Origin of the sequence: Bradyrhizobium sp. Arg237L, from assembly GCF_029990105.1 — a bacterium.
In the GTDB taxonomy this organism is placed as follows: Bacteria; Pseudomonadota; Alphaproteobacteria; order Rhizobiales; family Xanthobacteraceae; genus Bradyrhizobium.
In genome coordinates, this window is sequence record NZ_JAQMIL010000039.1 from 55,926 (window position 1) to 80,185 (window position 24,260).

20 protein-coding genes are annotated in these 24,260 nt (G+C 64.0%); 15 read left to right on the forward strand and 5 right to left on the reverse strand.

Features of this window, described 5'->3' with window-relative positions; all coding sequences use genetic code 11:
* Nucleotides 1-155 precede the first annotated feature (155 nt).
* Nucleotides 156-2,123 carry a substrate-binding domain-containing protein gene (locus OZ411_RS23235; protein ID WP_282529811.1) on the reverse strand — a complete coding sequence of 656 codons (1,968 nt, stop codon included), beginning with the start codon at nt 2,121-2,123 and terminating at the stop codon, nt 156-158.
* A gap of 584 nt (nt 2,124-2,707) precedes the next feature.
* Nucleotides 2,708-4,612, reverse strand: coding sequence for a substrate-binding domain-containing protein (locus OZ411_RS23240; protein ID WP_282529812.1), 1,905 nt, complete (start codon nt 4,610-4,612; stop codon nt 2,708-2,710).
* Nucleotides 4,613-4,968: 356 nt separating this feature from the next.
* On the opposite strand from OZ411_RS23240, the gene OZ411_RS23245 reads away from it, so the two are divergent.
* The 3 genes from OZ411_RS23245 (at nt 4,969) to OZ411_RS23255 (ending at nt 10,685) form a co-directional block, all read left to right on the forward strand.
* Nucleotides 4,969-7,197 (forward strand): glycosyltransferase family 41 protein, encoded by a 2,229-nt coding sequence (locus OZ411_RS23245; RefSeq protein WP_282529813.1) that lies wholly within the window; start codon nt 4,969-4,971, stop codon nt 7,195-7,197.
* Nucleotides 7,198-7,359: 162 nt separating this feature from the next.
* Complete coding sequence (locus OZ411_RS23250) at nt 7,360-9,780, forward strand: tetratricopeptide repeat protein (RefSeq protein WP_282529814.1); 2,421 nt, start codon at nt 7,360-7,362, stop codon at nt 9,778-9,780.
* A gap of 275 nt (nt 9,781-10,055) precedes the next feature.
* Nucleotides 10,056-10,685 (forward strand): sigma-70 family RNA polymerase sigma factor, encoded by a 630-nt coding sequence (locus tag OZ411_RS23255; RefSeq protein WP_130583204.1) that lies wholly within the window; start codon nt 10,056-10,058, stop codon nt 10,683-10,685.
* A 114-nt stretch (nt 10,686-10,799) separates the two neighbouring features.
* Here OZ411_RS23255 and OZ411_RS23260 read toward each other — a convergent pair whose 3' ends face one another.
* A complete protein-coding gene (locus tag OZ411_RS23260; RefSeq protein ID WP_282529815.1) occupies nt 10,800-11,393 on the reverse strand; it encodes an A24 family peptidase in 594 nt (197 codons plus the stop codon).
* A gap of 68 nt (nt 11,394-11,461) precedes the next feature.
* Here OZ411_RS23260 and OZ411_RS23265 point away from each other — a divergent pair, with 68 nt between their 5' ends.
* Genes OZ411_RS23265 through gspM form a run of 8 tightly spaced genes read left to right on the forward strand, consistent with a single transcriptional unit; the run spans nt 11,462 to nt 18,717 of the window.
* The gene (locus OZ411_RS23265) at nt 11,462-13,177 is read left to right on the forward strand and encodes a GspE/PulE family protein (protein ID WP_282529816.1); all 1,716 of its coding nucleotides are present in this window, start codon (nt 11,462-11,464) and stop codon (nt 13,175-13,177) included.
* Nucleotides 13,178-13,184: 7 nt separating this feature from the next.
* Nucleotides 13,185-14,390, forward strand: coding sequence for a type II secretion system F family protein (locus tag OZ411_RS23270; protein ID WP_282529817.1), 1,206 nt, complete (start codon nt 13,185-13,187; stop codon nt 14,388-14,390).
* A 9-nt stretch (nt 14,391-14,399) separates the two neighbouring features.
* On the forward strand, nt 14,400-14,849 hold the full coding sequence (locus OZ411_RS23275; RefSeq protein WP_282529818.1) for a prepilin-type N-terminal cleavage/methylation domain-containing protein: 450 nt from the start codon (nt 14,400-14,402) through the stop codon (nt 14,847-14,849).
* Nucleotides 14,806-15,300, forward strand: a complete 495-nt coding sequence (locus tag OZ411_RS23280) for a prepilin-type N-terminal cleavage/methylation domain-containing protein (protein WP_282529819.1) — start codon at nt 14,806-14,808, stop codon at nt 15,298-15,300. Before OZ411_RS23275 ends, OZ411_RS23280 begins: the two co-directional genes overlap by 44 nt.
* Nucleotides 15,297-16,100 carry a prepilin-type N-terminal cleavage/methylation domain-containing protein gene (locus tag OZ411_RS23285; RefSeq protein ID WP_282529820.1) on the forward strand — a complete coding sequence of 268 codons (804 nt, stop codon included), beginning with the start codon at nt 15,297-15,299 and terminating at the stop codon, nt 16,098-16,100. The genes OZ411_RS23280 and OZ411_RS23285 overlap by 4 nt, the downstream gene beginning before the upstream one ends.
* Nucleotides 16,097-17,068 carry a type II secretion system protein GspK gene (locus tag OZ411_RS23290; RefSeq protein ID WP_282529821.1) on the forward strand — a complete coding sequence of 324 codons (972 nt, stop codon included), beginning with the start codon at nt 16,097-16,099 and terminating at the stop codon, nt 17,066-17,068. The genes OZ411_RS23285 and OZ411_RS23290 overlap by 4 nt, the downstream gene beginning before the upstream one ends.
* Nucleotides 17,068-18,138 (forward strand): PilN domain-containing protein, encoded by a 1,071-nt coding sequence (locus OZ411_RS23295; RefSeq protein ID WP_282529822.1) that lies wholly within the window; start codon nt 17,068-17,070, stop codon nt 18,136-18,138. Before OZ411_RS23290 ends, OZ411_RS23295 begins: the two co-directional genes overlap by 1 nt.
* 3 nt (nt 18,139-18,141) lie before the next feature.
* Nucleotides 18,142-18,717 carry a type II secretion system protein GspM gene (gene gspM, locus OZ411_RS23300; protein ID WP_282529823.1) on the forward strand — a complete coding sequence of 192 codons (576 nt, stop codon included), beginning with the start codon at nt 18,142-18,144 and terminating at the stop codon, nt 18,715-18,717.
* A 45-nt stretch (nt 18,718-18,762) separates the two neighbouring features.
* On the opposite strand, the gene OZ411_RS23305 is transcribed toward gspM, so the two are convergent.
* Together OZ411_RS23305 and OZ411_RS23310 are read right to left on the reverse strand one after the other, a co-directional pair.
* A complete protein-coding gene (locus OZ411_RS23305) occupies nt 18,763-19,710 on the reverse strand; it encodes a UDP-glucuronic acid decarboxylase family protein (protein ID WP_282529824.1) in 948 nt (315 codons plus the stop codon).
* Nucleotide 19,711: 1 nt separating this feature from the next.
* Nucleotides 19,712-20,131, reverse strand: a complete 420-nt coding sequence (locus OZ411_RS23310) for a hypothetical protein (RefSeq protein WP_282529825.1) — start codon at nt 20,129-20,131, stop codon at nt 19,712-19,714.
* A 439-nt stretch (nt 20,132-20,570) separates the two neighbouring features.
* Here OZ411_RS23310 and OZ411_RS23315 point away from each other — a divergent pair, with 439 nt between their 5' ends.
* The 4 genes from OZ411_RS23315 to OZ411_RS23330 all read left to right on the forward strand — a co-directional run.
* Complete coding sequence (locus OZ411_RS23315; RefSeq protein ID WP_282529826.1) at nt 20,571-21,341, forward strand: STN domain-containing protein; 771 nt, start codon at nt 20,571-20,573, stop codon at nt 21,339-21,341.
* A gap of 262 nt (nt 21,342-21,603) precedes the next feature.
* Nucleotides 21,604-22,149, forward strand: coding sequence for an RNA polymerase sigma factor (locus OZ411_RS23320; protein WP_282529827.1), 546 nt, complete (start codon nt 21,604-21,606; stop codon nt 22,147-22,149).
* A 472-nt stretch (nt 22,150-22,621) separates the two neighbouring features.
* Nucleotides 22,622-23,608 carry a FecR domain-containing protein gene (locus tag OZ411_RS23325; RefSeq protein WP_282529828.1) on the forward strand — a complete coding sequence of 329 codons (987 nt, stop codon included), beginning with the start codon at nt 22,622-22,624 and terminating at the stop codon, nt 23,606-23,608.
* 254 nt (nt 23,609-23,862) lie between these two features.
* Nucleotides 23,863-24,260 (forward strand): POTRA domain-containing protein (locus OZ411_RS23330; protein WP_282529830.1); only part of this gene is annotated, 398 nt, incomplete at its 3' end.

Here is a 24,260-nt window from a genome sequence, read left to right on the forward strand (position 1 = left end):
GATGCGCGCGCGATAAGAAGTCGAAGCACTTCTGCAAACTCTGCGTAACAACGAAAAACGGCCGGGCCTCGATCGAGGACCCGGCCGTTGCCGTTTGTTGTCGCTGCGATCGTGATCCGCTGATCTCTCACCGGATCACGATCTCATATGCTTCCTTACTTCGCGCCGCCGGTCACGCCCTGACAGCCGTCGATCTGCGCACCCGACGGGTTGTACGCCGCGATCGCGCTCGGCAGGCCGCCCGCAACGCTCGTCGTCAGGTAGACGCTCAGGGCGTTGGTCGCCCATGCGGGATCGAGCTCGTGGAAGCCGTTGTTGCGGATGACCTTCGCGACATTCGGATCATACCCCGGTGAGTTGGCATTCGACGTCGCCGGATTGTAGGCCGGCAGCGCGTCGATCGATCCGCCGAACAGCCAGGCCAGCCAGTTCTTCAGGACGGGCACCCGGGTGCCGGTGGCATCGCTGTAGCAGCTGTAGACGTTGATGTAGCTCGCACCCGTGAGCGGATAGACATTCTCCGCCACGAGCGGGACGCCGATCACCGACAGGCCGCTGTAGTTGACGCCGGCGATCACGGTTCCGGCGGCATAGCGCTGCCCGTAGATATTCCAGGCATTGTAGCCGCCATCCAGCGCCGGAGGCGTCAGGCCGCTGAAGGCCTGAGCGGTGTTGTCCGGCGTCGGCGGCACGAAGTTTTGACCCGACTGGCCCGGATGATAGACGCCGAGGAGGCGCTGCACCTCGTTCTGGACGCTGGCCGACCGCGGAGCCGGGCCGGAGAGCATGACGCCGGCGACTTCCTCGGTCACCGTCGTCGCATAGGGCTGGGTAAAGTCGGCGCTCAGATAGCCGATCCGGCCGGCGAGAAGGGAGCCGGTTCCGATCTTCAGCGCCTGCTGGTTGGCGCCCTCGGCGTTGATCCAGCGCGGATCGGGCCGCTCGGAATCGTCGTCCACATCGTACGTATCGTTGTGGTCGTGATAGGCCTCGCCCTTCACCGCCTTGATGTTGTTCAGCAGGTTGCGGAACTTGCTCGAGGGCAGGTTGGCGGTGGTGGCGCCGTCGACGCCGACGCCGGTGAAGATCTTCTTGTAGTTGTAGGTGCCGGTCGGGTCGAGCAGCGGGCAGAGGTTGGCGAGGTAGTTGGTCAGGATGTAGCTCGTGCCGGCGTCGTCGGAGCGGTAGACCACCTTGATGGGCAGGCGGCGGCTGGTATAGCTGACCGGGGTCAGGGTGCCGTTGGTGTTGTCGTCATAGAAGTGCTGGAACTGCTGCACGCCGTTCTCGTCGAGATAGGGGATCAGGGTCGAGGTGTCGTTCCAGTCCGTCACCGTGGCCGAGAAGATCGCGCAGAGCTGCGCCGAGGAGAGCTGGATCGCGCCGCCGGCCTGGGTGTTCGGCGACAGCGCCGACTGGTTGGTCCAGGCCGCGCCGGTGAGGGAGTTCGCGGTGTTGACCGCGACGGCGACGGGCACTGCCATGGCCGGGATCTGGATCGGCGTGCCGACGGCCGCGGTGTTGAAGCTCACCGCCGTGCTGATCTTCGCCGCGATCAAGAGCGTGTTCTGCCAGTTGGTCGTCGGCAGGAAGCTGCCGAACGAGACCGTGGTCAGGCTGGCGACGGGGCTCGCCAGCGGCATGTCGCTGGCGGCGAAGTCGAGCCGCGGATACGGATAGCTCGAGAAATTGGCGTTGGCCGTGTCGCGATACGGCGGCTTTGCGGAGGGCTTGCGCACCAGCGCCGGCGCCGAGTCCGGGCTGCCGCGGAACAGCTGTTTCGGATCGTTGGCGATGTAGGCGCGCTGGCCGTTGCCGGCGCCGACGGCGGCAAACAGGCCCTCGACCGTGGTCGAGAACTGCGTGCAGCTCGTCGGCAGCAGGTTCGGGCTCGGCGGCGAGAAGGTGAAGCCCGGCGAGAAGGTCTGGCCGTCATTGGCGAGGGTGGCGCCCTCGTAGCAGTCGAAGATCTGCCGCAGCGCCAGCGATGGCAGCGTGCTGCCGCCGCCGAAGAGGCCGGTCTGGGCCGCGGCCGGCTGCGCCGCGCCGATCACGGCGACGGCCGACAGCACGACCAGCGAGGTCGAGCCCAGCAGGCGCCCGGCAAAGGATCTCTTAGTCATCTTTATGCTCCCTGTTTCACGATGTGATGCGCCGTCGCGCGACCCGCCTCATGGTCTCGGGACCGGAAAAGATCTTGTTCGATGCGGTGAAGTGGATGGTGATGAAGAAGACCTTCGGGGGAAGTCCTTAAAGACCATGGGGCAGCAAGACGCGCAGGACCAACCGGCCCTCCGCGCCGTATCGACAACGACGCCAGTGCAGTGCTCGCATCCCTAAGACAATTTGAATCGATCCAAGGCGCAGCGATTTTCGCCTTATTTTTAGGGGTGCGCGACGTTTTCGCGGTGCTTGCGCAGTCGTCGTGTCGTTGTCATGTCCGCACCTTTTTCTCGTTGTTGCCGGGCTCGTCCTCAGCGACTTCGGCTTCGCCGAAGTCGCTGAAACAACCCCGATCAGGGAAGCAGTGCGTTTGACATCGTGATCATGGACTCAGTGCGTCCGTAAGCGAGGTCACCGGGACAAGCCCGGTGGCGACGAATAGAGAGTTAGAAGGCCTAACTAGAGGACAGTCGCGCACAAAAAAACCGGGCGCCTCGATCGAGGCGCCCGGCTGAGTTTGTCGTTGAACGTCGTCGGCGCTGGCTTACAGCGCGCCGCTGGCGCTGGCGCAGTTGGTGCCGGCTGTGCCCCCAATGGCGATTCGTTCGGCGCTGGAGGGGCTCAGGTACTTGTTCCTGATGATGGTCGCGTAGGCGGCCGGCACCGGGTTGAACCCGACGTTCTGGATCACGCCCGTGAGCAAGGGGTTGCTGGCAGCGTAGTGCCAGGTCAGGTAGTTCGTCAGACTGGTGACGCGATTGACGGGGTCGGTGGGTTGCTCTCCTGTCGGGAGTTTGTAGCAGCTATAGAGGAACATGAACGCGGTGCCGCTGAGCGGATAGGCGTTCGCCCTGTTGGTGAGCGGCAGCACAGACTTGCCGGTCACGCTCACACCGCCCTGGGTCACCGAGCCGAAGACGTTGTTGTAGATGTTGAAGTCAACCCAGGTCCAGGTCGTGGCCGGCACCCGCAGCCGGGTGTCGGTCCACGCGTTGAGGGCACCGGCCGGTGTCGGCGCGATGAACTCCAGAGTTGTAGGTGTCGTGTTGTCCGGAACATAGATGCCGGCGATGCGCAGCTGTTCGTTCTGCAGCGCTGCCGAATACGGTGCCGTGACGGTCCCCCCCGCCGCGGTCGGGACGTTGGTGGTGTACGGCTGGGAGAAGTCGGCGCTGACGTATCCGATTCGGCCCGAGTTGGTTGCGTCGGTGCTGACATTGGATGCCACGTTGCCGCTTCCCGTTTGGGCGATCCACTGCGACGTGACGGCCGAGTTGTTGATGTTGGCGATCAGGGTCGCAAAGCTCGTGCTCGGAAGGTTCGTGGCGCCGAAGATCGTCGCATACGTGGAGGAGATCTGCGGGCAGACGGCCTTGAGATAGTTGGTCAGGATGAAGCTCGTGCCGCTGCCGTCCCCGCGATACACGACCCTGATGGTCTTGGAGGTCGCCGAGTAAGGCTGCGCCACGCCCGAAGGGTCTTTGTTGGCGTCGTTAAAGGCCCCGAGCTGTGGCGTGCCGGCGCTGTCGAGGTACGGGACCTTGTTGGGAGTGGTGTCGTTCCAATCGGTCACCAGGCCCGAGAAGATCGCACACATCTGCGCCGTGGTGAGCTGGATGGCGGCGCCTTGGTTGGCTTGGGTGCCTGGCGTGGTGCCCGCGCCTGTGACCGCCGAGTAGACGCTGCTTATTGTTGTTGTTCCGCTAACGGTGGTCATCCCGTTCGTGTTGACGACGATCGCGACGTTGACCTCGAACGCCGGAACCTGGATCGGCGCGCCATAGGTGGTGGGGTTATAGGCAACAGCCGTCGAGGTGCCCACGGTGATAGCGGGGGCCACGCCGCCGGTGGTCGACCAGCTTTGCGCCGGGGTGAAGGTGAACGACACCGTCGTAAGGGTCGTGGCACCGGTGGCAATCGCCAGCGGCGAGTCCGACATGCCGACGTCGACACGCGGATATGGATAGCTGCCGAAGATCGTCGCCGGAGAGCCCGTATTCGAAAAGTCGATGATCGGCGGCTTGGCCGCCGGCAGGAACATGGTGGTGATCGTTGACGTCATCACCGAGCCTGCGGTCACTGAGCCGCTATACCACTGCTGCGGGTTGTTGGCGATGAAGCCGCGGGTGCCGTTGCCGGAGCCGACGCCGGCATACAGGCCGTTCACCACCGTACTCACGGTGCAGGTGGTCGGCAGATGGCCCGGTGCCGGGAAGCCGCCAAACTGGTAGCCGTCGTTGGCCGTGGCGCCGAACCCGAAGCCGACGGTGCCGCCCGTGTAGCAGTCGAGAATCTGCCGGAAGGCTTCCGAGGCGAGCGTGCTGCCGGCGAAGTAGATCGGCTTGGTGGCCGAGGAGGCGCCCGCGTTCGCGGGCACGGTGGCCGACGAGGCGAGCAGCGCGAGCACCGACGCGGTGCCGAGCAGGTATTTGGACGATTGCATTTTCATGTCTCAGGTCCTGTGGGGTTTGTAACCAGCGGCGCGCGTCGTCATCCCGTCGTCACGAGAGTGCAAAGTAATGTTCAAGATTTGATGAAGTAATATTATGCATATCTGTCACAGTCACAGCGATGACATATGAAGATTGCAAGTCACTCACGCGTCGAAGTTATGTCTCCGTCGTCGATGATTGGCTAACATCTAATAGACAACATGAGCCTTGACCTCGCGCAGAGAAAATTTCGAGTCATGGTTGGAAAAATAACTTGGCAATACTCTGAGAAATGATCTATGGAATCCCGACCTGATGACCGTCTTCCGGCGGTGCCATCGACGCGGGAATTGTTTCAAGCGAGGCCTCCCACATGGAAGACAATTCAGGCGGGCGCCTCGCGATACGCGTGGAGCATGGCGGCCATGCAATTCTGGCACGGCCGGTGCCGTCATCATCCGCCGCAAGATCGCCCGCAATCAACGGAGGCGAGCGTCCGTCCGCCAATCTGCGGCGCGCACAGGAGCTGCACCAGCAGGGCGTCGCGCATGGGCAGCAGGATCGCTGGCGTCAGGCGCTGCGCGCATTCAACGAGGCGGCGCGGCTCGCGCCCGACCAGCCCGCCTTCAACTACTGCAAGGGTGTGGCGCTGTGCCGGCTCGATCGCTTCGACGACGCGCGCGAGGCGTTCATGGCGGAACTCAGGGTGACGCCGACCCACGCGCCGGCGCTGACCGAGATCGGCACGTGTCTGGCGCGCACCGGGCGCACCCGGGATGGTATCCCCTATCTTCAGGAAGGGCTGCGCCTGCTGCCCAACATGCCGCTCGCGCAATACAGTCTCGGTCTTGCGCTGCTCACCGAGAACCGGCGCAGTGAGGCGCTCGCGGCGCTCGACAAGGCGATCGAGCTCGATGCGGGCTACGTGGAGGCCTATCGCACACGCGGTCTCGCCTATGTGATGGACGGTCAGTTCGACAAGGCGGTCGACGATCTCCGCGCCGCCTCCACGCTCGACAGCCAGAACTACAAGGCGATCATCGAGCTCGGCGTGAATTTCGGGCTGGCGGTGCGCGACAAGCAGGCGGGGCGGCTGTTCGAACTCGCCGCCGACAGCGCTCCGACCGTGGCTCTGCCGCAGTACATGTACGGTCAATTCCTGATCAATCACCGCCAGTTCGAGCGTGGCTTGAGTTATGTCGATCGCGCGCTCGCACTCGATCCGCTGCAGGGCGAGCATCATGTCGCCCGCGGTTTCGGATTGCTCGGGCAGGGCCGCATCGAGGACGCTGTCGCTGCCTATCGGCGGGCGGGCGAGCTCGATCCTGCCAACCCCGGCTTCGCCGGAACGCTGCTGTTCGCGCTCCAGCACAAGCCGGGCGTCACGCGCGACGAGCTCTTGCACGCCCACAGGCGGTGGGCGACGCTGTATCGGCCGACCGCGCCCATGGATCGGCTGGCGTTTCCGAACACGCCGGATCCGACGCGCAAGCCGCGACTTGGCCTGGTGTCGGCGGATATGCATCGTCACGCCGTGTCGTTCCTGGTCCTGCGCGCGTTCGAGGCGCTCGCCGCGCTCGGCTACGAGATTTGCTGCTACAAGACCGACAGCAAGCGGCAGGACGACGATTTCAGCGAACGCTACAAGGAGATCTCGGTCTCCTGGCGCGATGTGTCCGGGATGGACGGGCCGGCGCTGGGGCAGCAGATCCTCGATGATCGGATCGATATCCTGTTCGATCTCGCCGGCCACACCGCCGGCAACCGCCTGTCGCTGTTCGCCACGCGCGCGGCGCCGATCCAGCTCGGCTGGGCCGGCTATGTCGGCACCGTCGGGCTCGACACCTATGACGGCCTGATCGCCGATCCAGTGGAAATTCCGCCGGAGCATGACGCGAGTTATATCGAGCGTCCGATCCGCCTGCCGGACTGCTACGTCTGCTATCATCCGCCCGAGAAAGCCCCCGAGGTGCTGCCGCTGCCGAGCGCGAATGGCGGCCGCTTCACATTCTGCTGCTTCAACCGGCCGGCGAAGCTCAACAGCGAGGTCGGCAAGGCCTGGGCGCGGATTCTCGAGCAGGTGCCGGATTCGCGAATCCTCATGGTCTATGGCGGTCTCGGCGAGGCGAGCACGCGCGACGCCATCTACAACGTGCTCGGCCAGGGCGGCGTGCCACGCGAGCGTGTCGAGCTTGTGGGCGAAGCCGAGCAGCCGAAGATCTTGCAGGCCTATTGCGACGTCGACCTCGCGCTCGATCCGTTCCCCTATTCGGCGGGCGTGACCACGCTTGAGGCGATGTGGATGGGCGTTCCGACCGTGACCTTCGTCGGCGACACGTTCGCCGGCCGCCACTCCGCGGCCCACCTGACCGCAGCCGGGCTCGGCAGCTTCTGCACGACCAGCATCGACGACTACGTCGCCATGGCGGTCGACTGGACCCGCCGGCGTGACGAACTCGCCGACCTGCGCTCCGGTTTGCGCGCCCGCGTCGCCGCGTCCCCCCTGTGCGACGCGCCGCGCTTTGCCGACAACCTCTCACGCGAACTGATGCGGCTGTGGACCGAATGGTGCGAGGCCAAGACCGCGCGGGGCGCGGCTTAGGACAATTTACTCGTCGTCACCGGGCTTGACCTCTGCGACTCGGCGAAGCCGAGTCGCAGAGGTGACCCCGCTTAGGGGCGCACTGCCTTCCTGATCGGGATGGCCGGGACGAGCCCGGCCATGACGAAAAAAAGTGGACAAGCTGAAAGAAGGACCGTGCCGATGTTGAAAGCAGCGAGCGGCGAGGCGCTGGCGTTGGGGGCTTCGATGCTGAAACATGCGTCGGCCGAACGGCGGGTGGAATTCATCCAGACCGTCATGAACCGCGGCCTCGATCTCTATCAGAGCGGCCAGTTCGACAGCGCCGAGGTCTTGTTCGAGACCGTGGCATCGGAACCCACCGCGCGGCCGCGGGTCCAGCTCATCCGCGGCGTAATCGCGCTGCAACGCGGCGAGGATGAACGGGCGCTGGACTTGCTCGAGGAGTCGATCCAGCTCAACCCGGCTGATAGCGAGGCGCACGCCAATCTCGGTCTGCTGCTTCTCAAGGTGCGCCAGCATCCGCAGGCACTGGCCGCGTACGCCGCCGCGCTGACGTTGCGGCCGAACAATATCGCGGCGCTGTTTGGTCTCGCCCGTGCGCTGACGACCCTGGATCTGATGGATTTCGCCCACGACGCGTTCCGCGACACGCTGGCGTGCGCGCCCGACTATGCCGACCCCGTGGTCGACTTTGCCGTTCTGCTCAACGATATGGGCCGAAGGGACGAGGCGGTCGTGCTGCTGCAAGACGCGCTTGCACGGCATCCCGAGCACGCAAAGCTGCACGTGATGCTGTTCATCTGCCTGTTCGTCCGTGGCGACTGGCGGGCGGCGTGGCCGCACAACGAGTGGCGGCTCAAGGAACCGGAAGTCAGCAAGCATCTGTTGCCGACCGACCGGCCATGCTGGCAGGGCGAGGATCTCGCCGGCAAGACGATCCTGCTGCAATCCGAGCAGGGCTTCGGGGACACCATCCAGTTCGTGCGCTATGCGCCGATGATCAAGGCGCGCGGCGGCCGGGTGATCCTGCGTGTGCAAGGGCCCTTGCTGCCGCTGATGCGAACGGTCGACGGCATCGACGACGTCTTCGATACCGAGGAAGAGGCAGCGGCGTTTGATGTGCATGTGCCGCTCATGTCGTTGCCGCTGATCTTTGGAACGCAAAGCGATGCAGTTCCTGCGACGGTTCCCTACATCACGCCTGATCCGGACCTGGTCGCGCGGTGGCGCAAGCGGCTCAATGATAGCCTTGGCGCCCACTCCGGTCTTTCCGTCGGCCTGGTCTGGCAGGGCAATCCGGCACACCCCTACGACTGGCGCCGCTCGTTGCGGCTCGATCGCCTGCGGCCCTTGTTCGACTGCCCGGGCACGCGCTTTGTCAGCCTGCAGGTCGGGCCCGGACAGAACCAGCTGACCGAGTTCGATATTGGCATCGTCAATGCCGGTGCACAAATCGACGCCACATCGTTCGCCGATGCCGCGGCGATCATTGCCAATCTCGATCTCGTCATCTCCATCGACAGCGCCATTGCCCATTTGGCCGGTGCGATGGGCAAGCCGGTCTGGATTCTGCTCGCCAAAGGCAGCGACTGGCGCTGGCTCAGGGATCGTGACGATACACCCTGGTATCCGCAGGCGCGGCTGTTTCGGCAGGCCGAAGCGGGCGATTGGGGCGATGTGGTCGAGCGAGTGCGTGCGGAAATGTGGTCAACAGCCGGCGCCGCAGTGCCACTGTCGCAGGAGAGGATCGCGCTGCCACGTGCATCGGATGCGGTCCTCTGCGATGCGCTGTTCGTTGAGGGCTGTCGCCAACAGAAGGTAGGCAATCTTGGTCGTGCGAAGAAGCTGTTCGAGCATGTTCTTTCCCTTGATCCCGAGCATGGGAACACGCTGTGCAATCTCGGTGCGCTGGAGCTCGGTTCGGGCGACGGAGAGCTCGCACTCAGGCGGCTGCAGGTGGCGGTGAGGTTGGCTCCTGATCTCGCGCTGGCACGGACACTGCTGGCCGACGCGTTGATGGCCGCTCAGAAGACGGAACAATCGCTTGCCCAGTATCGCAAGGCGATCGAGCTCGCACCTACCAACGCGGATGCCCACGCCGCCTATGCCAGCGCCCTGCGCAAGCTGGGAGATGGCGAGCAGGCGGATATGCATGCCGATACGGCAAGGCGCCTGATCCATGAGCATTACAGCAAGGCGCTGGAACTTGCCCCCAATGATGACGCGTTGCACGCCGCATACGCCCTCGCGCTGTGCGAGCTCGGTGACATCGACAACGCCATGATGCATTTTCTGGCGGCGACCAAGATCAATCAGCAACAATCGGCGGAGTTCTACGAGGCGCTTGGGCGCGCCTGTGCCGCGCGCGGCAACTCGCAGGGCGCGGAAATCAGCCTGAAACATGCGCTTGCACTCGATCCGCAGCGTGTTACCGCCCATTGCGCGCTTGGCGATCTTTATTGTGTGCTCGATCGCCCCGACGATGCAGAGACCAGTTTCCGCGGAGCGCTGAGCATCGATGCGGGAAGTGCCGTGGCCTTGCGTGGCATCGAACGTGTGCAGACGTCGCACCGGACCATGGCCATCAACGGCATGTCGTGACATGCGCTTCGTTGCGAACGATCGCAGTCACGCTCGCGCAGAAGCTTGCACCGCCGACGGTATTTGCGGATGTACGATCATCGCCCCAACGAGCGCGGCATTCTTGCCGCTCGTTTCGTGCGCAAGAAATCAAACGTGTGTCATTGACCGTTGCGTAGTGCGTCACGAAACCAGCACGCGTTATGGTTTCATTTCCATGTCATCAACCTTGGCTAGAAACGGCGCGACCGAATTGAAGCGTGTCAAATGCCGCGGTTGGGGATGGGGCCCCTGCAATGAGCGACACCAATCGAACGGCGTTGCTCACGCTCCTCGTCGCAAGTTACGACGATCTCAAACAGCGTTTGACACGACGGACCGGATCCGCGGATCTCGCCAACGAGGCTTTGCAGGACACGTTTCTGCGCTTGAGCAAAGCGGACGGTATCGGACCCGTTCGCGATCTGCATGCATATCTGTTCCGAGTGGCGATGAGTGCCATCAGCAACCGGCGCGTTGCGGAGCGCCGCCGCCGTACCGTTTCGGAGACCGATGCACTGTTCGATCTGGTCGACGACAGCCCTGGCCCGGAAAGAATTATCGAAGCCCGCTCCGAGATCAACGCGCTCAAGCAGGTGATCCAGGAGCTGCCCGCTCGCCGTCGGGAGATTCTCATGGCGATATGTGTTGACGAGGTGCCATTACGGCAGGTGGCGGAGCGGTTCGGCGTCAGCGTGCGCACGATACAGGTCGAGCTCAAGCAGGCAATGGTGCATTGCGCGGTTTGTCTCGAGCGCGGCGCGCGGATGCCGGGAAGCGCGTTCCAGCGCCGAAGTCCGTTCGGCCAGCGGGATCGCTCATCGCGAATTCCACTGAGCGATAACGATACGCTTGCCCGGCGATTGCCATTCGGCGGCGGCAGGTGAGATGTAATGGGGAGGCAGGCTCACACCGTCCGATCTGCCGAGGTGGCTACACCATGTTTGACGCTTGAGCTGCGAAGCCTTCGCCACCCGCATCGGATACTCTCAAATCCGAGATCAAGCCGCCTGCAGTCGTACGGCGTAGTCGACCAACCAAAGGGCGGGACACAGGAAGGCTCCAAACGGCAGTTTTGTCGTGCGCGCGACGGAATGGTCACGCAGCCGTGTCAGCAGCACGGCGATCAACGCGGCGCCGGTTGCCAATGCGAAGCACAGCGGCACCATGTCGAGCGGGAGCCACGCGCCGATGGCGGCCGCGAGCTTGACGTCGCCGAGCCCCAGGCCTTCGCGCTGCCGCAGCCATCTGTAGGTCCGGCGCATCAGCCAGAGTGCCGCGGCAACCAGGATGGCACCGCCCAGTGCGGTGGTCAGTGCACTCCAGCGATCGAACGGATCGAGCACGGTCGTGGCAACAAGCCCTGCGAAGAGGGCGCTTCCGGTGACGATGTCGGGAAGCAGGAAGTTACGCGCGTCGATATCGGCGCCGGCAATCATCAGTGTGCCGAGAACGGTCGACGCCAGCGCGTGCGGCCATGGCAGCGTTGCAGCGGAGACCAGCGCGACGGCCGCAAATCCGCAAAGCAGCACGGTGCGGTTAGGATGCAGGGCCTCCGAAGTTACATCATCATCGGCGTGCTCGTCGATCGTCATCGTCGCCTCATGTCGCTTCGCGCTGTGGAAGAACCTGCCGTGCGGGCCAGGCATGTCGGAGCTGTGCAATGCTAGCGCACGAAAACAATGCGACTGCGACAGCAGCCGTGCCGCCGAACGATTTCATGACCTATCTCGCGGGAAGGGGCGCGTTGCGCGATGGCCAGAGGGAAGACGGAGCGCGTCGCGTCCGTAACGGCGACGGGTCGGCTGGCCATACCGACTGGAGTGCCGTCACCAGGCTCACGCCTTCGGCACTGGCCGACGAACTGGCCAGTTTCTATCGATGCGACCGGGTCCGGCGCGACGATCTAGTCGAGGGGCGCTTCGCCGGCGGTGAGATGTCGACGCGGTTCCTCAAGGAGGAGCGCCTCTTCCCTTACGCGACCGCGGCCGGAACGTTGCGTCTCGCAGTGGCCGCTCCGATCGACGATGAGACGTTGCGAGCGGTCGAACTCGCGCTGCGCAGGCCGATCGTGCTTGCCGTGGCGACTGCCGATGATTTGGAAGCCGCGCTTTCGTTACGACTCGAGCCCGATCAGCCGAGCGATACCCCGCAAATCGGCACGGGCGCAGGCGAGGATGATCTTGACAATTTGCGCGACCTCGCGCGTGGCGCGCCGGTGGTGCGGGCGCTCGATGACCTGCTGCGCCTGGCGGTCGAGCAGCGGGCGACCGATCTGCACATCGAGCCGGCTGGCAATGCGCTGCAGGTTCGGCTGCGCGTCGATGGCATGCTGAAGAACGTGCCGGCGCCGCCGATGAGCATGGCCAAGGGCATCCTGTCGCGCCTCAAGATTCTGGCCAGTCTCAACATCACCGAGCGCCGCCTGGCGCAGGACGGACGCGCGCATATCGTTGTCAGTGGCAGCGAGATCGATCTGCGGGTCGCCACCATGCCGACGATGCATGGTGAATGCGCCGTCATTCGCCTGTTGCGCAAAGGGGCAGGCCTGGTATCGCTCGACCAGATCGGCCTCAGCGCGCGTGACGAGACGATCCTGCGCAAGGCGTTGCTGGCCCCTTACGGAATGGTGATCGTCACCGGACCGACCGGATCGGGAAAGACCACCACGCTTGCGGCGTCACTTGCGGTGATCAACGAGCCGACCCGCAAGATCGTTACCATCGAAGATCCCGTCGAGTACCAGATTTCGGGCATCAACCAGACCCAGGTGCATCCAGGCATCGGGCTCACTTTCGCATCGGCGCTGCGTTCGTTCATGCGGCTCGACCCTGATGTCATCATGGTCGGCGAGATGCGCGATTCCGAGACGGCCCATATCGGTGTCCACGCTGCGCTGACCGGCCATCTGGTGCTGACGACGCTGCACACCAACACCGCGGCTGGCGCCATCACGCGTCTGATCGACATGGGGATAGAGAGCTTCCTGCTGGCGTCCTGCGCGCGGGTGATCGTGGCGCAGCGGCTGGTGCGGATCCTGTGCGATCACTGCAAGGAAAGCCACTCGCTGTCAGCGGCGGATATCGCCGCTGACGAGCGCTATGCAGCGCTCGGCATCGAGGCCGGCGAGGTGGTCTGCCGGCCCAAGGGCTGCGACTGGTGCGGCTTCACCGGTTTCCGCGGACGCAAGGGCGTGTTCGAGATCATGGAGATCGGCACGGCGCTGCGACGGTCAATCGGCCCGAAAACCGACTCCACCGACCTCGAAACCGCGGCGCGGCGCGAGGGCATGACCACGATGACCGAGGACGGCATCAACAAGCTACGTGCCGGGCAGACCACACTCGATGAAATCTTCCGCCTGACGACGAGCCTGTAGGGCGATCATGCCACACTACCGCTACCGCGCGTTGACCAAGGCCGGCGAGATCATTCTCGGTGATGTCGACGCGCCCTCGCGCGAGGAGGTGCTGCGGCGCATCGAGTATCTCGGCCACTTGCCGGTCGAAGCGGAGATCGCGGGCGGCGGCGCGCGGCGCAGCGGCATCTCAAGCAGCGGATTGCCGCGCCCGCGCGAACTCACCACCTTCATGCGCCTGCTGGCGCTGCTGCTGCGGTCCGGGCTGACGCTCGAAGCTGCGCTGCAGACTCTGGAGGACGACACCAACAAGGCGGTAGCCCGCTTCGCTGGCGGCCTGCGCTCGGCGGTCTCGGGTGGCGACGGCTTTGCGGAAGCGCTGGAGCGCCACGACTCCATCATCGAGCCGATCTACATCGCCATGGTGCGGGCGGGCGAGGCGTCCGGCAAGCTCGAGGTGGTGCTGCGGGCGATCGTCGAGGACCGCACCCGGCGCGAGCAGTTGTCGCAGCGGATCAGCGCGGCGATCCGCTACCCGATGTTCCTGGTCGGGTCGGCGGTGCTGATCCTGTTCTTCTTTCTGCTTTATGTGGTGCCGCAGTTCGAGTCTGTCTTCACGGAGCTGCGCGGAAAGCTCAACGCGGGCGCCGCCTTCGCGCTGACGATGTCGACTTGGCTACGCGCCAATCTCGACACCTTCCTCGGCGTCTGTGCCGCCATGCTGCTGGTCGGCTGGCTGATCCTGCGGCAACAGGGGGCGCGGGCGTGGCTCGTGGGTGCGCTCGCCTCCATTCCCGGCGTGGCCGGGGTGATGAACGACCGTCGCACCGCCCGCTTCGTTGGCACCCTGGGGCTATTGGTCGAGAACGGCGTGGCGCTCCCCGCCGCGCTGAAGATCCTGCGCGACATCATTACCGAGCCGCGCTACGCGGCGGCGGTCGACCAGGTGCACGAGCAGGTCCGTAACGGCCGCCGCTTCATCGAGGCGCTCGCCGAGAGCGATCTCGTGCCGCCGCTTGCGGTCCGCATGCTGCGGGTCGGTGACGAGACCGGCGACCTCTCGGCGATCGCGCAACACGCCGCACAATTCTATGAGCAGCGGCTCGCCATCGGTCTCGACCGGCTGATGGGCGCGATCGGGCCGATCACCATCATCGCGGTCAGCATCGGTGTCGGCACGCTGATCGTGTCGATCATGAGCGCGCTGCTCAGCATCACCGAGCTTGCGATGTAGGGGCGGCCGATGGCGCGAGCAGGCATCAACGATCGGCGTGCGGGCTCGACCCTGATCGAGGTGATGGCGGTGATGCTGATCATCTCCATTCTCGCCACGCTGGTGGTGACGATGGTGCCCGGCACCGGGCGGGCGAACATGAAGGCGCTGACGCTGCAGACCGCGGCGCTGCTGCGGCGTGAACGGCTCGCGGCGATTCTCACCGGGCAGAGTCGCAGCGTTTCGCTCGATGCAAGGGAGCGGCAGCTTGTTGGGGAGAGCGGGGTTATCGCGATTCCCCGCGACGTGGTGCTCGATGTGGTCGGTGTCGACGCGCGATGGTCGGGACGGCAGGCGGTGGTCCGGTTCGAGCCGGACGGCGCCTCGACCGGCGCGGTGCTGAAGTTCTCGTGGCAGGGAGTGCGCTATGAGGTCGATGTCAACTGGTACAACGGTCGCGTGGCGATCGATCTGCCGTGACCACGCCGCCGCGCGCGGAGGGTTCACGCTGATCGAGGCGCTGGTCGCGATGGCTCTGCTCTTGGCGTTCGTGTCGGTGCTCGGTCCGCATCTGTTTTACGCGCGCCGGATCGCCGACAAGCTCGACGGCCGCATTGCCGCGCAGACGCTGCTGCGCGCGATCCTCGATGCGCCCGTCGACCGCATGGCGCTCGCGAAGGGGCCGCGCGACGGCGAGACGGCCGGCCTGCGCTGGACGGTCACGGCCGAGCCGATGTTCGTCGACGGCATGGTGCCGCAGGAGGGAAGCCTGATGCAGACCGTGGTGGACAAGTCCAAGGAGAAGCCGAACGAGCCCCCCGCCAAGCGCCGGAGCTGGATCGCCTACCGCGTGAGCGCGAAGGTGTCGTGCGGGCCCGGGCAGGTGGTCAGCGCCGAGACGCTGCGGCTGGGACCGAGGGACGAAGAATGACCGCGAAACCAACTCTTCCGAAACGCGGCCTGCCGAAATCAACGCTGCGCGGCGTGCGGGGTTTCACCCTGATCGAGGTGCTCGCCGCACTGGCGATCGGGTCGGCCGTGATCGTCGCGACCGCGGCCCTCATCCACAACGTCGCCCTCAACTTCGATCGCCGCACCGGCGTGGTGGGCCGGGCGGACCAACTGCTGCTTGCGATCGAGCGCCTGGCGGCGGATTTCGGCGCGGCTCGTCTGGTGCCGCAGTCTCTCGCTCCGCAGTCCGCGGGCGGTGGCAATCGGAGGGCCGCCTTCGTCGGCGGGTCCACCGAAGTCAGGTTCGTTGCGGCCGGCGGCACCGTGGCCGGGCTGCAGGGCGAGGAGGTGGTCAGCCTGACCGTCGAGGAGCGGGATGACAGGAGCCAGCTCGTGCGCCGGCGCGCGCCATGGCCAGGGCCGCGCATGCCGTTCGAGAACGTCGCGCTGCGCGACCCCGTTCTGCTGCTCGAGGGGAAGGTCGAGATCGCGTTCGCCTTCGCCAGCCTTGCGACGGACGGGACCGTGACCTGGAGCGACACCTGGAGCGGGCAGCCGCTGCCGCCGCGCCTGGTGCGGCTCTCGATCCGCGACCGCGCGAGCGGCGCCGAGCTCGTGCCCGCCGTGCAGTTTGCGCTCCGTGCCGATGCGCCGATCGGCTGTGCGCGGCCGGGCGCCAAGGCGACGTGTCTGACCGGCCGCGGGTCCAAATCGGCGAAGGAGCAGCCGGCGAAGGAGGCCGAGCCTGCGAAGGACCAGCCGGCGGGGGCGCGCGGATGAGCCGCCGAGACAATCAGCGCGGCATGGTGCTGCTCACGGTGCTCTGGGCGATCGCGCTGTGCTCGGCGCTGGCAATGGCGACGTCGACCACGTTTCGCAGCCTCGTGGGGATCGTCGGCATCGACCGCGAGCGTGTGCAGGCCGATGCGCTGCTGACGGCAGGACTTGAGGCCGCGGCCGGCATGGTGGCCGCCATGCGCGATGCGCCACTGGTCGCGCGTGGCACCACCATTACGCTGTCGACCGGACAGGTGCGCGTCAGCGTCAGCGACGAGGGCGGCCGCATCGACATCGGAAAGGCGCCTGTCGAGTTGCTGGCGTCGCTGTTGCGCTATGTCGGGGCGGAGGATGACGACGCCAACGTTTTGGCCAACAGGATCGTCGATCTGCGTGGTTCGGATCGGCAGGAGCGGCGGCCCAACGAGGCGGCGAAACAGCCGGCGTCGGCCGCCGCCAAGCCCGATCAGGAGATGGCCGAGTCCGATGAGGCGGAGGCCGGGTCCGATCAGCGGGCCGCATCGGCCTCTCCTGCACCGTTCACCGATGTGCGGCAGCTTGCGAGCATTCCCGGAATGAGGGCGGACTGGATGGCGGCGATAGTGCCGCTGATCACCGTGTATGGGAGCGATGGCGTGAACCCACTCACCGCACCGGTCGCGGTGCTCCAGGCGCTGCCGTTTGTCGACGCGGCGCGGCTTGACACCTTCCTCGAGATGCGGCGCGCGCCGCTGGTCGATCCCGAGCGCCTCGCCTTCCTGCTCGGGCCGACGCAGAAGTATCTGAAGGTTCAGCGGCGACAGGTCGTCGCGGTGGATCTCGTCGCTGGAACTGTGAGCGGATACACGGCCAAGGCCAAGGTCTTCATCGTGCTGCTGCCCGACGACAAGCAGCCGTATCGGGTTCTCGCCTGGAACCCGTTGTCGCCGGGGGTGGCAACGGACACTGTCATGCTGATGGGGGCACGCTGATGCGTATCGACATTATTATGGGGCGCTGGATCGACATCCTGGCCCGCCTGTGGCTCGGCTGGCAGGAGCGCCGCCGTGCCCGCAACTGGCTGAAGGTCGCCCAAGACGGCAACAAACAGGACGGTGACAAATGGATCGTTTCTGACGCGAAGAGAACGGGAAGAACGGCGTCAGTTACCGTCCCCGCCGGTGCTCCGCTGCCCGACGACATCGCCCGCGCCGCGCAAAACCGCTTCGTGATCCTGGAACTCGCCGCCGATGAATTCGTCGCGCGCCGGATGAGCGTTCCCGCCCAGGCCCGCGACCTGCTGCCCGGCATCGTCCGCAATCAGATCGAACGCCTGTGCCCCTGGCGCGCGAACCAGGCCGCCTATGGTTTCGATGTCGGACCGAGCGAGGATGCGGCGAGCCTCGACGTACGTGTTCTCGTCACCTCGCGCGCGGTGCTCGACGAGGCTTGCCAGCGTCTGGGTGCGCTGGGGTTGCGGGTCGATCGCGTGGTGGCGGGCGAGCGTCTTGCCGACGCGGCTATCCCCGTCGTGCTGTGGTCGCGGCTCGCCGATGCGACCGACAAGAGCCTTGCACGTATCAGCCATACCATTGGTGGCTTGATCGCCGCCACCGTCTGCATCACCCTCATCGTGAACGTCTGGGGCTTCATGACTGCAGCGTCCGCGGACAGCGAAAGCGAAGATGTCGGGACGCGCATCGCGGCGCTGCAGCGCCAGATCAAGGGCGCTCTCCCCCGGCAATCGATCCCTTCGCTCGCGCCTCCCGAGCGCGCGTGGGCCTTGAAGGAAACGTCGCCCGTGGCTGTGATCGTTGTCGAGGCGCTTTCCCGTGCGCTGCCGGATAATTCTCATCTCACTGAGCTTAATCTCGACGGTGCGACGCTGCGCATCGTGGGCTTCGCCGACGACGCGCCGTCGCTGATTGCTCCGCTTGAGCAGTCAGGACATCTGAAGGATGTGCATTTCTTTGCTCCCACAACACGCGGCGCCGACGGCACGCGCTTCATGTTTCACATCGAGGCGCGCGTCGAGGCGCACGCCAGGATCGACGGAGGCTAGGCCATGCTGAAGCCGAATCTGAAGCTGAAGCTCGATGTCAGCCGCGAGCAGATCTTCGCAGTGGGCGGCTTTTGTGTGTTGCTGATCGTCTGTGCGGTTGCGGTCGCAGCAGCATTGCAGACGCGTAGCGAGGCCTTGCAGGCGCTCGCCGACCAACGCGATCAGCTTGCGAGCCTGCAGGCGCGTTCACGGTCGGCCGCCAATCGAAGCCGGCAGACTCAGCCCTCGGCAGCTCCCGCGCTCGCATTCCTAGATGCGCCCACCAGCGGGCTCGCCACCGCGCAGTTTCAGGCCTATCTGTCGCAGCTTGTGACGGATCAGCACGCCGTTTTGGTCTCGTCCGGGGTTCCGCCGGCGGATCGCGATGACAAAGGCGATATCATTCGGGTGCAGATTGCCTTGAATGCCACGCTTCCCAACCTGCAATCCCTGCTTTATCGCCTTGAAAGCGGCGCTCCCTATGTTTTCGTCGATGCTCTCTTGGTGCAACCGAGCGGTTCCGGCGAGCGCGCAACCGCCGACCCCGTCTTGAAGGTCAATCTGAACGTGCATGCCTTCTGGCGTCGGAAAACTGCTTGAACGATGATGCGATCGGCGGCCGCAAGAGAGCGGCGGATCGACGAGCTATTCCGCGGCAGCTCTCATCTCGCCGCGGAAATAGGCAATCGTCTTCTCGAGCCCGCTTCGAAGCTCGATCCGCGGTGTCCAGTCGAGCACGGTGCGGGCAAGCGAAATATCCGGTTGACGCTGGCGAGGGTCATCGGAGGGCAGCGGCATGAACACCAATCTGCTCCGTGATCCCGTGAGCGCAATCACCTCTTCGGCGAGCTCACGAATTGTGAACTCACGCGGATTGCCGATGTTGATCGGGCCCCTGAAATCATCCGGTGTGTTCATGGTCCGGATCATGGCCTCGATGAGATCGTCCACATAGCAGAAGCTGCGGGACTGGTTGCCCTCTCCGTAGATGGTGATGTCGTCACCCTTGAGCGCCTGAACGATGAAGTTCGACACCACGCGGCCGTCGTTTGGATGCATGCGGGGACCATAGGTGTTGAAGATTCGTACGACCTTGATCCGCAGGCCATGCTGGCGCCAGTAATCGAAGAACAAGGTCTCGGCGCAGCGCTTGCCCTCATCATAGCAGGAACGCAGTCCGATAGGATTAACGCGGCCCCAATAAGCCTCGGGCTGCGGATGAACTTCGGGGTCGCCGTAGACCTCGGATGTCGACGCCTGGAGGATTTTCGCTTTCACTCGCTTGGCGAGCCCCAGCATGTTGATCGCGCCGTGGACACTGGTCTTGGTCGTCTGCACCGGATCGAACTGGTAGTGGATCGGGGAGGCAGGGCAGGCCAGATTGTAAATCGTATCCACCTCGACATAGAGCGGGAAAGTCACATCGTGGCGCATCATCTCGAAGTGCGGGTTGCCGATGAGATGCGCGATATTGGCCCTGCCGCCGGTGAAATAGTTGTCAACGCAAAGCACATCGTGGCCTTGCTCGACGAGCCGCTCGCACAAATGCGAACCAAGAAATCCGGCGCCGCCGGTCACCAACACCTTTGCCACGTTACTCTCTCTTCATGTCCGAAGCCGATGTTGATTGCCAGCTCCACGGCCGTCGCGTTGCCGGAACGTAGCCGGCGACATGGGAGCAATCGCCGCTCTGCGAGCCGAACACAGTCCACTGCGTCACCTTCCAGACCTCGCTGCGGCGCAGTGATGCCCCCGCGATGACGCAGCTATTCCAGGGCGCAACCACGAATTGGATGTCGTAACAGCCCGGCCTGACGCTGGAGACCGTGAAAAATCTGGAAGGCGGCAGCGCTTCGGTAAACTGGTCTGGCCCCCAATGCCGCGCCCCACATGGCGATATATAGAGGTGCTGCAATGGAATGTTCGAAGCATTGACGATGGTGAATTCGGCGGCAGACGCGGCAGAAGAGAGTAGCGCCGCGATCGCAGTCACAATGAGCTGTCTATAAGGCATGTGATGCATGTGGGGTGACGCACTGCGGCCATTCATTGCAGTTTCTGCGAGTGAGCGGATGCCGAAACATAGCGTCGGTACCATTGCAGATTTGTGGCGTTTCGCGTTGTAATTGTCTCGCGCGCTGGATGCTCAAGCGAATAAATACGTGCGATGAGTGTTCGCAAGATGATGATGGTGAAGGCGTAGGGGTCATTGAAGCGAGGTACCGACGAGCCGCTCGCGGACGGAGACGCAAGCGCTCGCTGGGCTAACGAGATCAAGGTCATCGATGTGGGAAACGTTGGCCGCCGACCGGCCGATAGGGCCTGTTAGACGGCTGTCATATCTTCGGATATAAAAGCGCTCGCGCATCGCCTACGCCGCGCTGAGCAGCGACTGGTCGGAAGGCTTAGAAATAGGACACTGACCAGACCCTGGGGCAAAGCGAAGTGGGGCTATGACGGCAATTCGATCATATGTCGCGGATGCTTGTGCTGTGACCGATGGGAAGACGGTCGAACGTTCTCGGGGGCAACGACATCTCACCTGGATTTGCGCCCTTCTGGTAATCACCGGCGTATGCGCAGCCATTGCCGAAGAACGTCGGGCTGCCACTGTGTCGGAGTCGATCGGGTTTCATATTCCCGCACAACCGCTTGCCATTGCACTGCAGGCTTACGGCGAGCGAACCGGTGTTCAAGTGCTCTATGAGAGCAATTCGGCGACTGGGCGAAAATCTGCGGCGGTTGAGGGCAACTTTACGGCCGAGCAGGCGCTGAACCTGCTGTTGGCCGGAACGGACTTGAAAGTCCAGTATACCCGTCCGGACGCGATCACCCTTGCTCTACCATCCGCGACAACTGGCGGGCCTCCCGCCAGCCCGCTTGGTTCTGCGGATTTGTCATTGGGGATGTTGAGGGTGCGGGCTTCGAGTGACGGCGACGATGTCGGCCGGCTTCACGATTATAGTGAAAGTCTGCAGATCGACATTCAAAAGGCCTTGCAAAAGAATGTCAGGACGCGAGGCGGCAGCTATCGGGCTGTCCTTGATCTCTGGATCGATCGGTCCCGCACGGTTCAGCGCACCGAACTGTTCAGATCGACGGGCGATGTCGAGCGGGACGCCGCCGTGGCGACGGTATTGCGTGGTCTCACCATCAGCCGGTCGGCGCCGGCAAACACGCCTCGGCCGGTGCGTATCGTGATTGTAGTGAAGCCGTTGCAATGAATGTCGATGGCCCCTGCGGATAGGACGGCGTACCTGCGATGGGCTCGGCAATCTCGTTTTTGATGCAACGTGGAGCGCTGGTGTTTGAACCGTCCTGATCTGTGAAGCCGGATGCCATTTGTGATACGGAAGCCGCACCCTCGCTTGTACCCTGGGGAGGATTCAACCTTTGTCATAAATGTGTTATCCGCCGCCGCTACGAGGAGCCCACCGGGAGTAGTCCGGTCTGGATATCGAGCTGGCGTCTGGGGGGCCGCGAGGCGTGGCTGGTGTCAATCGAGTACGGCTGCGGGGGCAGCTCGTCGAGAACTACGACGAACTGGTCAAGAAGCTGACGCGCCGTCTGGGGTCTTCGGACTTCGCCTATGAGGCCCTGCACGAGGCGTTCCTGCGGCTGGAGCGGGTGACCGATGCTGTCCCTGTGCGTAGTCCGTCCGACTATATCTTCCGCACCGCCATCAACATCGCCAAGGATACCAAGAAAGCTCTGAACCATCGTGTCAGCGCATCGGAAGTCGAGGCGTTGCTCGATGTGTGCGACGACGAGCCGGATCCCGCCCGGGTTGTCGAAGCACGTTCCGATATTGATGCCTTCAAGCGTGCGCTGGCCGAATTGCCCGCCAGGCCCCGCCGCGTGCTGCTCGGCATCGGCATCGAGGGACGGTCTGCACACGACGTTGCAGTCAGTCTGGGCGTTAGCGTGCGAACGGTAGAAAGTGATTTGAAGCTGGCCTTGAGCCACTGTGCAAATTGTCTCGATTATACATTGATCCGTCGTCTCGGTGGCCCGCGCCCCCGTTCGTATTGAATTTGCTATCGAAAAATGACGCGGGCCGAAACCGCACTTGTCGATCATCGATGTTTGCTGCAGAACGGTGCCTTCAGGCCCCGTCTCATCCGGTCGCCGCGTCGAAAGCTGTGACCTGTTTTTTCAACTTTCGCGGGTTTTTTCTGCGGGATAGCGGAGTTTCGATCGTCTATCGAATAGAGAGAGTTGTCGCTTGGATCCGGTAAGTATATCCGGGAGAGGTTCGCGGGGGAATGCTGAGCCGATCAAGCACACGTTCAGGTCGAAACCGCAGGCAGCGCCACTGCATCATTCTCGACTGTGTCATGCCCAAGCATCTGATGCAGGTGTTCCCGATTGTTTCTCCTGATGATTTGCGTAAAGGTCCGTTGCAGTACCCGGATGCGGATGGAATCATCTATATAGTCTCTCATGCACGTCCAATACTATCGGCAGGTTTGGATTTGGGGAGTAGGGCAGTGAGCGAGTCATCGTGACCGTGCCGAACCGCCCACCCAAATCCAATCCGCTGCTGGACGAGGCCCTTGATTGGGTCGTTCGCCTGAAAACCGACGAGCCGACGCGGGCAGACGTGGACGCGTTGCAGCGTTGGCGTGAGCAAAGCCCGGCACATGATGCGGCATTCAAGAAAGCAGTACAGCTTTTTCGCATGGCGAGCGTCGCCGCCCGGGAACTGGCCGATGAGCAGCAGGCCTCAGATGTCGTCGTAACGGCTTCGCAGCCGCCGCCCCGGCGGCTCACGCGCCGTATCATGTTGGGAGGGGCGATTGCGGCCGCTGCCGCCGGCTACATGATCGTTCGCCCACCGCTCGGTCTGTGGCCGTCGCTCGAAGAACTCTCGGCCGACTACAGGACCGGAAAAGGGGAACATCGCAAGGTAGCGGTCGCGCCCGACGTTTCGCTGGAGCTGAACACCCAAACCAGCGTCGCGCTGCGCTCCACGTCTGACGAGACCAGGATCGAACTGATTTCTGGCGAGGCTTCGGTTGCGGCCAAGCTATCGCCATCCAAGCCGCTCGTGATGTTGGCAGGAAATGGACGCATCAGCGCCTCGCAGGCGGATTTCAATGCGCGCTGTCTCGATGGGGTTGTCTCGGTGACCTGCCTCGACGGCGTCGTGACCGTTGAACAGAACGACAGAACGGTTCAGCTCCACAAGGCCGAGCAGGTCACCTATTCCAGCGCAGGGCTGCAGCAATCCGTTCCGGTTGATGCCGTGCAGGTGACGGCCTGGCAGGCTGGGCTGCTGATCTTTCGCGACCGCCCACTGGCAAGCGTGGTGGACGAAGTGAACCGATACCGTCCCGGAAAGATCATCATCGCCAATGCGGAGCTGAAGCGCCGTCTCGTCAACGGCACGTTTCAGCTCGACAAGCTCGGGAATTTTGTCGACCAGGTCGAGCAGCTATTCGGGGCCCGGATCACCTCGCTTCCCGGCGGGGTGGTACTGCTGAGCTGAAGGCCCGATCGCATTCGGCCGCACACGCTGATTTCCTAACAAATGGATAAGTTTCTTCTGCGGCGTGCAGAAATTTTTGCACGTTAGCACTCGCCCAGTCGTCGTGTGAGTAGGCGTCGTTGTCGCGGTGGTCCCGCCGCGACAGCGGACGCCTGCGCGAAATTGGGCGAACGTCTGTGCGAAGTGGAAGTAATCTCAGAGATTTCAGACATCCGGTGCAATCCCGGGGTGGGTCGCGGTGGTCGGCCGTGGCGATGATCACTGTTGGCATTGTGGTCGGCATCGCTCCAGCAGGCGCCGCGCCGCAAAGGGCGCAGCAGCCGGCGAATGCATCCCCTGCGCCGCAGCCGGCGAATGCGGACGGTGCGACTGCGCCCGCGCCGGCCGCGGCGGCGGCGCAGAGCGCGGCGCCGGCGCAACGCTTTGACATCGACGATTTCGCGGTGCAGGGCGCCGACAAGCTGCCGCAGATCGACGTCGAGGAGGCGATCTATCCGTTCCTGGGTCCGGGCAAGAGCGCCGACGATGTCGAGAAGGCGCGCGCGGCGCTCGAGAAGGCCTATCGCGACAAGGGCTTTCAAACCGTGAGCGTGTCGGTGCCGACGCAGAATGCGCTGCGCGGGGTCGTCATTCTCAAGGTGGCGGAGATGAA

Coding starts and splice junctions, on each gene's coding strand:
- OZ411_RS23235 (WP_282529811.1), bottom strand. CDS start 2,123: ATGACTAAGAGATCCTTTGCCGGGCGCCTGCTGGGCTCGACCTCGCTG.
- OZ411_RS23240 (WP_282529812.1), bottom strand. CDS start 4,612: ATGAAAATGCAATCGTCCAAATACCTGCTCGGCACCGCGTCGGTGCTC.
- OZ411_RS23245 (WP_282529813.1), top strand. CDS start 4,969: ATGGAAGACAATTCAGGCGGGCGCCTCGCGATACGCGTGGAGCATGGC.
- OZ411_RS23250 (WP_282529814.1), top strand. CDS start 7,360: ATGTTGAAAGCAGCGAGCGGCGAGGCGCTGGCGTTGGGGGCTTCGATG.
- OZ411_RS23255 (WP_130583204.1), top strand. CDS start 10,056: ATGAGCGACACCAATCGAACGGCGTTGCTCACGCTCCTCGTCGCAAGT.
- OZ411_RS23260 (WP_282529815.1), bottom strand. CDS start 11,393: ATGACGATCGACGAGCACGCCGATGATGATGTAACTTCGGAGGCCCTG.
- OZ411_RS23265 (WP_282529816.1), top strand. CDS start 11,462: ATGCTAGCGCACGAAAACAATGCGACTGCGACAGCAGCCGTGCCGCCG.
- OZ411_RS23270 (WP_282529817.1), top strand. CDS start 13,185: ATGCCACACTACCGCTACCGCGCGTTGACCAAGGCCGGCGAGATCATT.
- OZ411_RS23275 (WP_282529818.1), top strand. CDS start 14,400: ATGGCGCGAGCAGGCATCAACGATCGGCGTGCGGGCTCGACCCTGATC.
- OZ411_RS23280 (WP_282529819.1), top strand. CDS start 14,806: ATGTCAACTGGTACAACGGTCGCGTGGCGATCGATCTGCCGTGACCAC.
- OZ411_RS23285 (WP_282529820.1), top strand. CDS start 15,297: ATGACCGCGAAACCAACTCTTCCGAAACGCGGCCTGCCGAAATCAACG.
- OZ411_RS23290 (WP_282529821.1), top strand. CDS start 16,097: ATGAGCCGCCGAGACAATCAGCGCGGCATGGTGCTGCTCACGGTGCTC.
- OZ411_RS23295 (WP_282529822.1), top strand. CDS start 17,068: ATGCGTATCGACATTATTATGGGGCGCTGGATCGACATCCTGGCCCGC.
- gspM (WP_282529823.1), top strand. CDS start 18,142: ATGCTGAAGCCGAATCTGAAGCTGAAGCTCGATGTCAGCCGCGAGCAG.
- OZ411_RS23310 (WP_282529825.1), bottom strand. CDS start 20,131: ATGCCTTATAGACAGCTCATTGTGACTGCGATCGCGGCGCTACTCTCT.
- OZ411_RS23315 (WP_282529826.1), top strand. CDS start 20,571: ATGACGGCAATTCGATCATATGTCGCGGATGCTTGTGCTGTGACCGAT.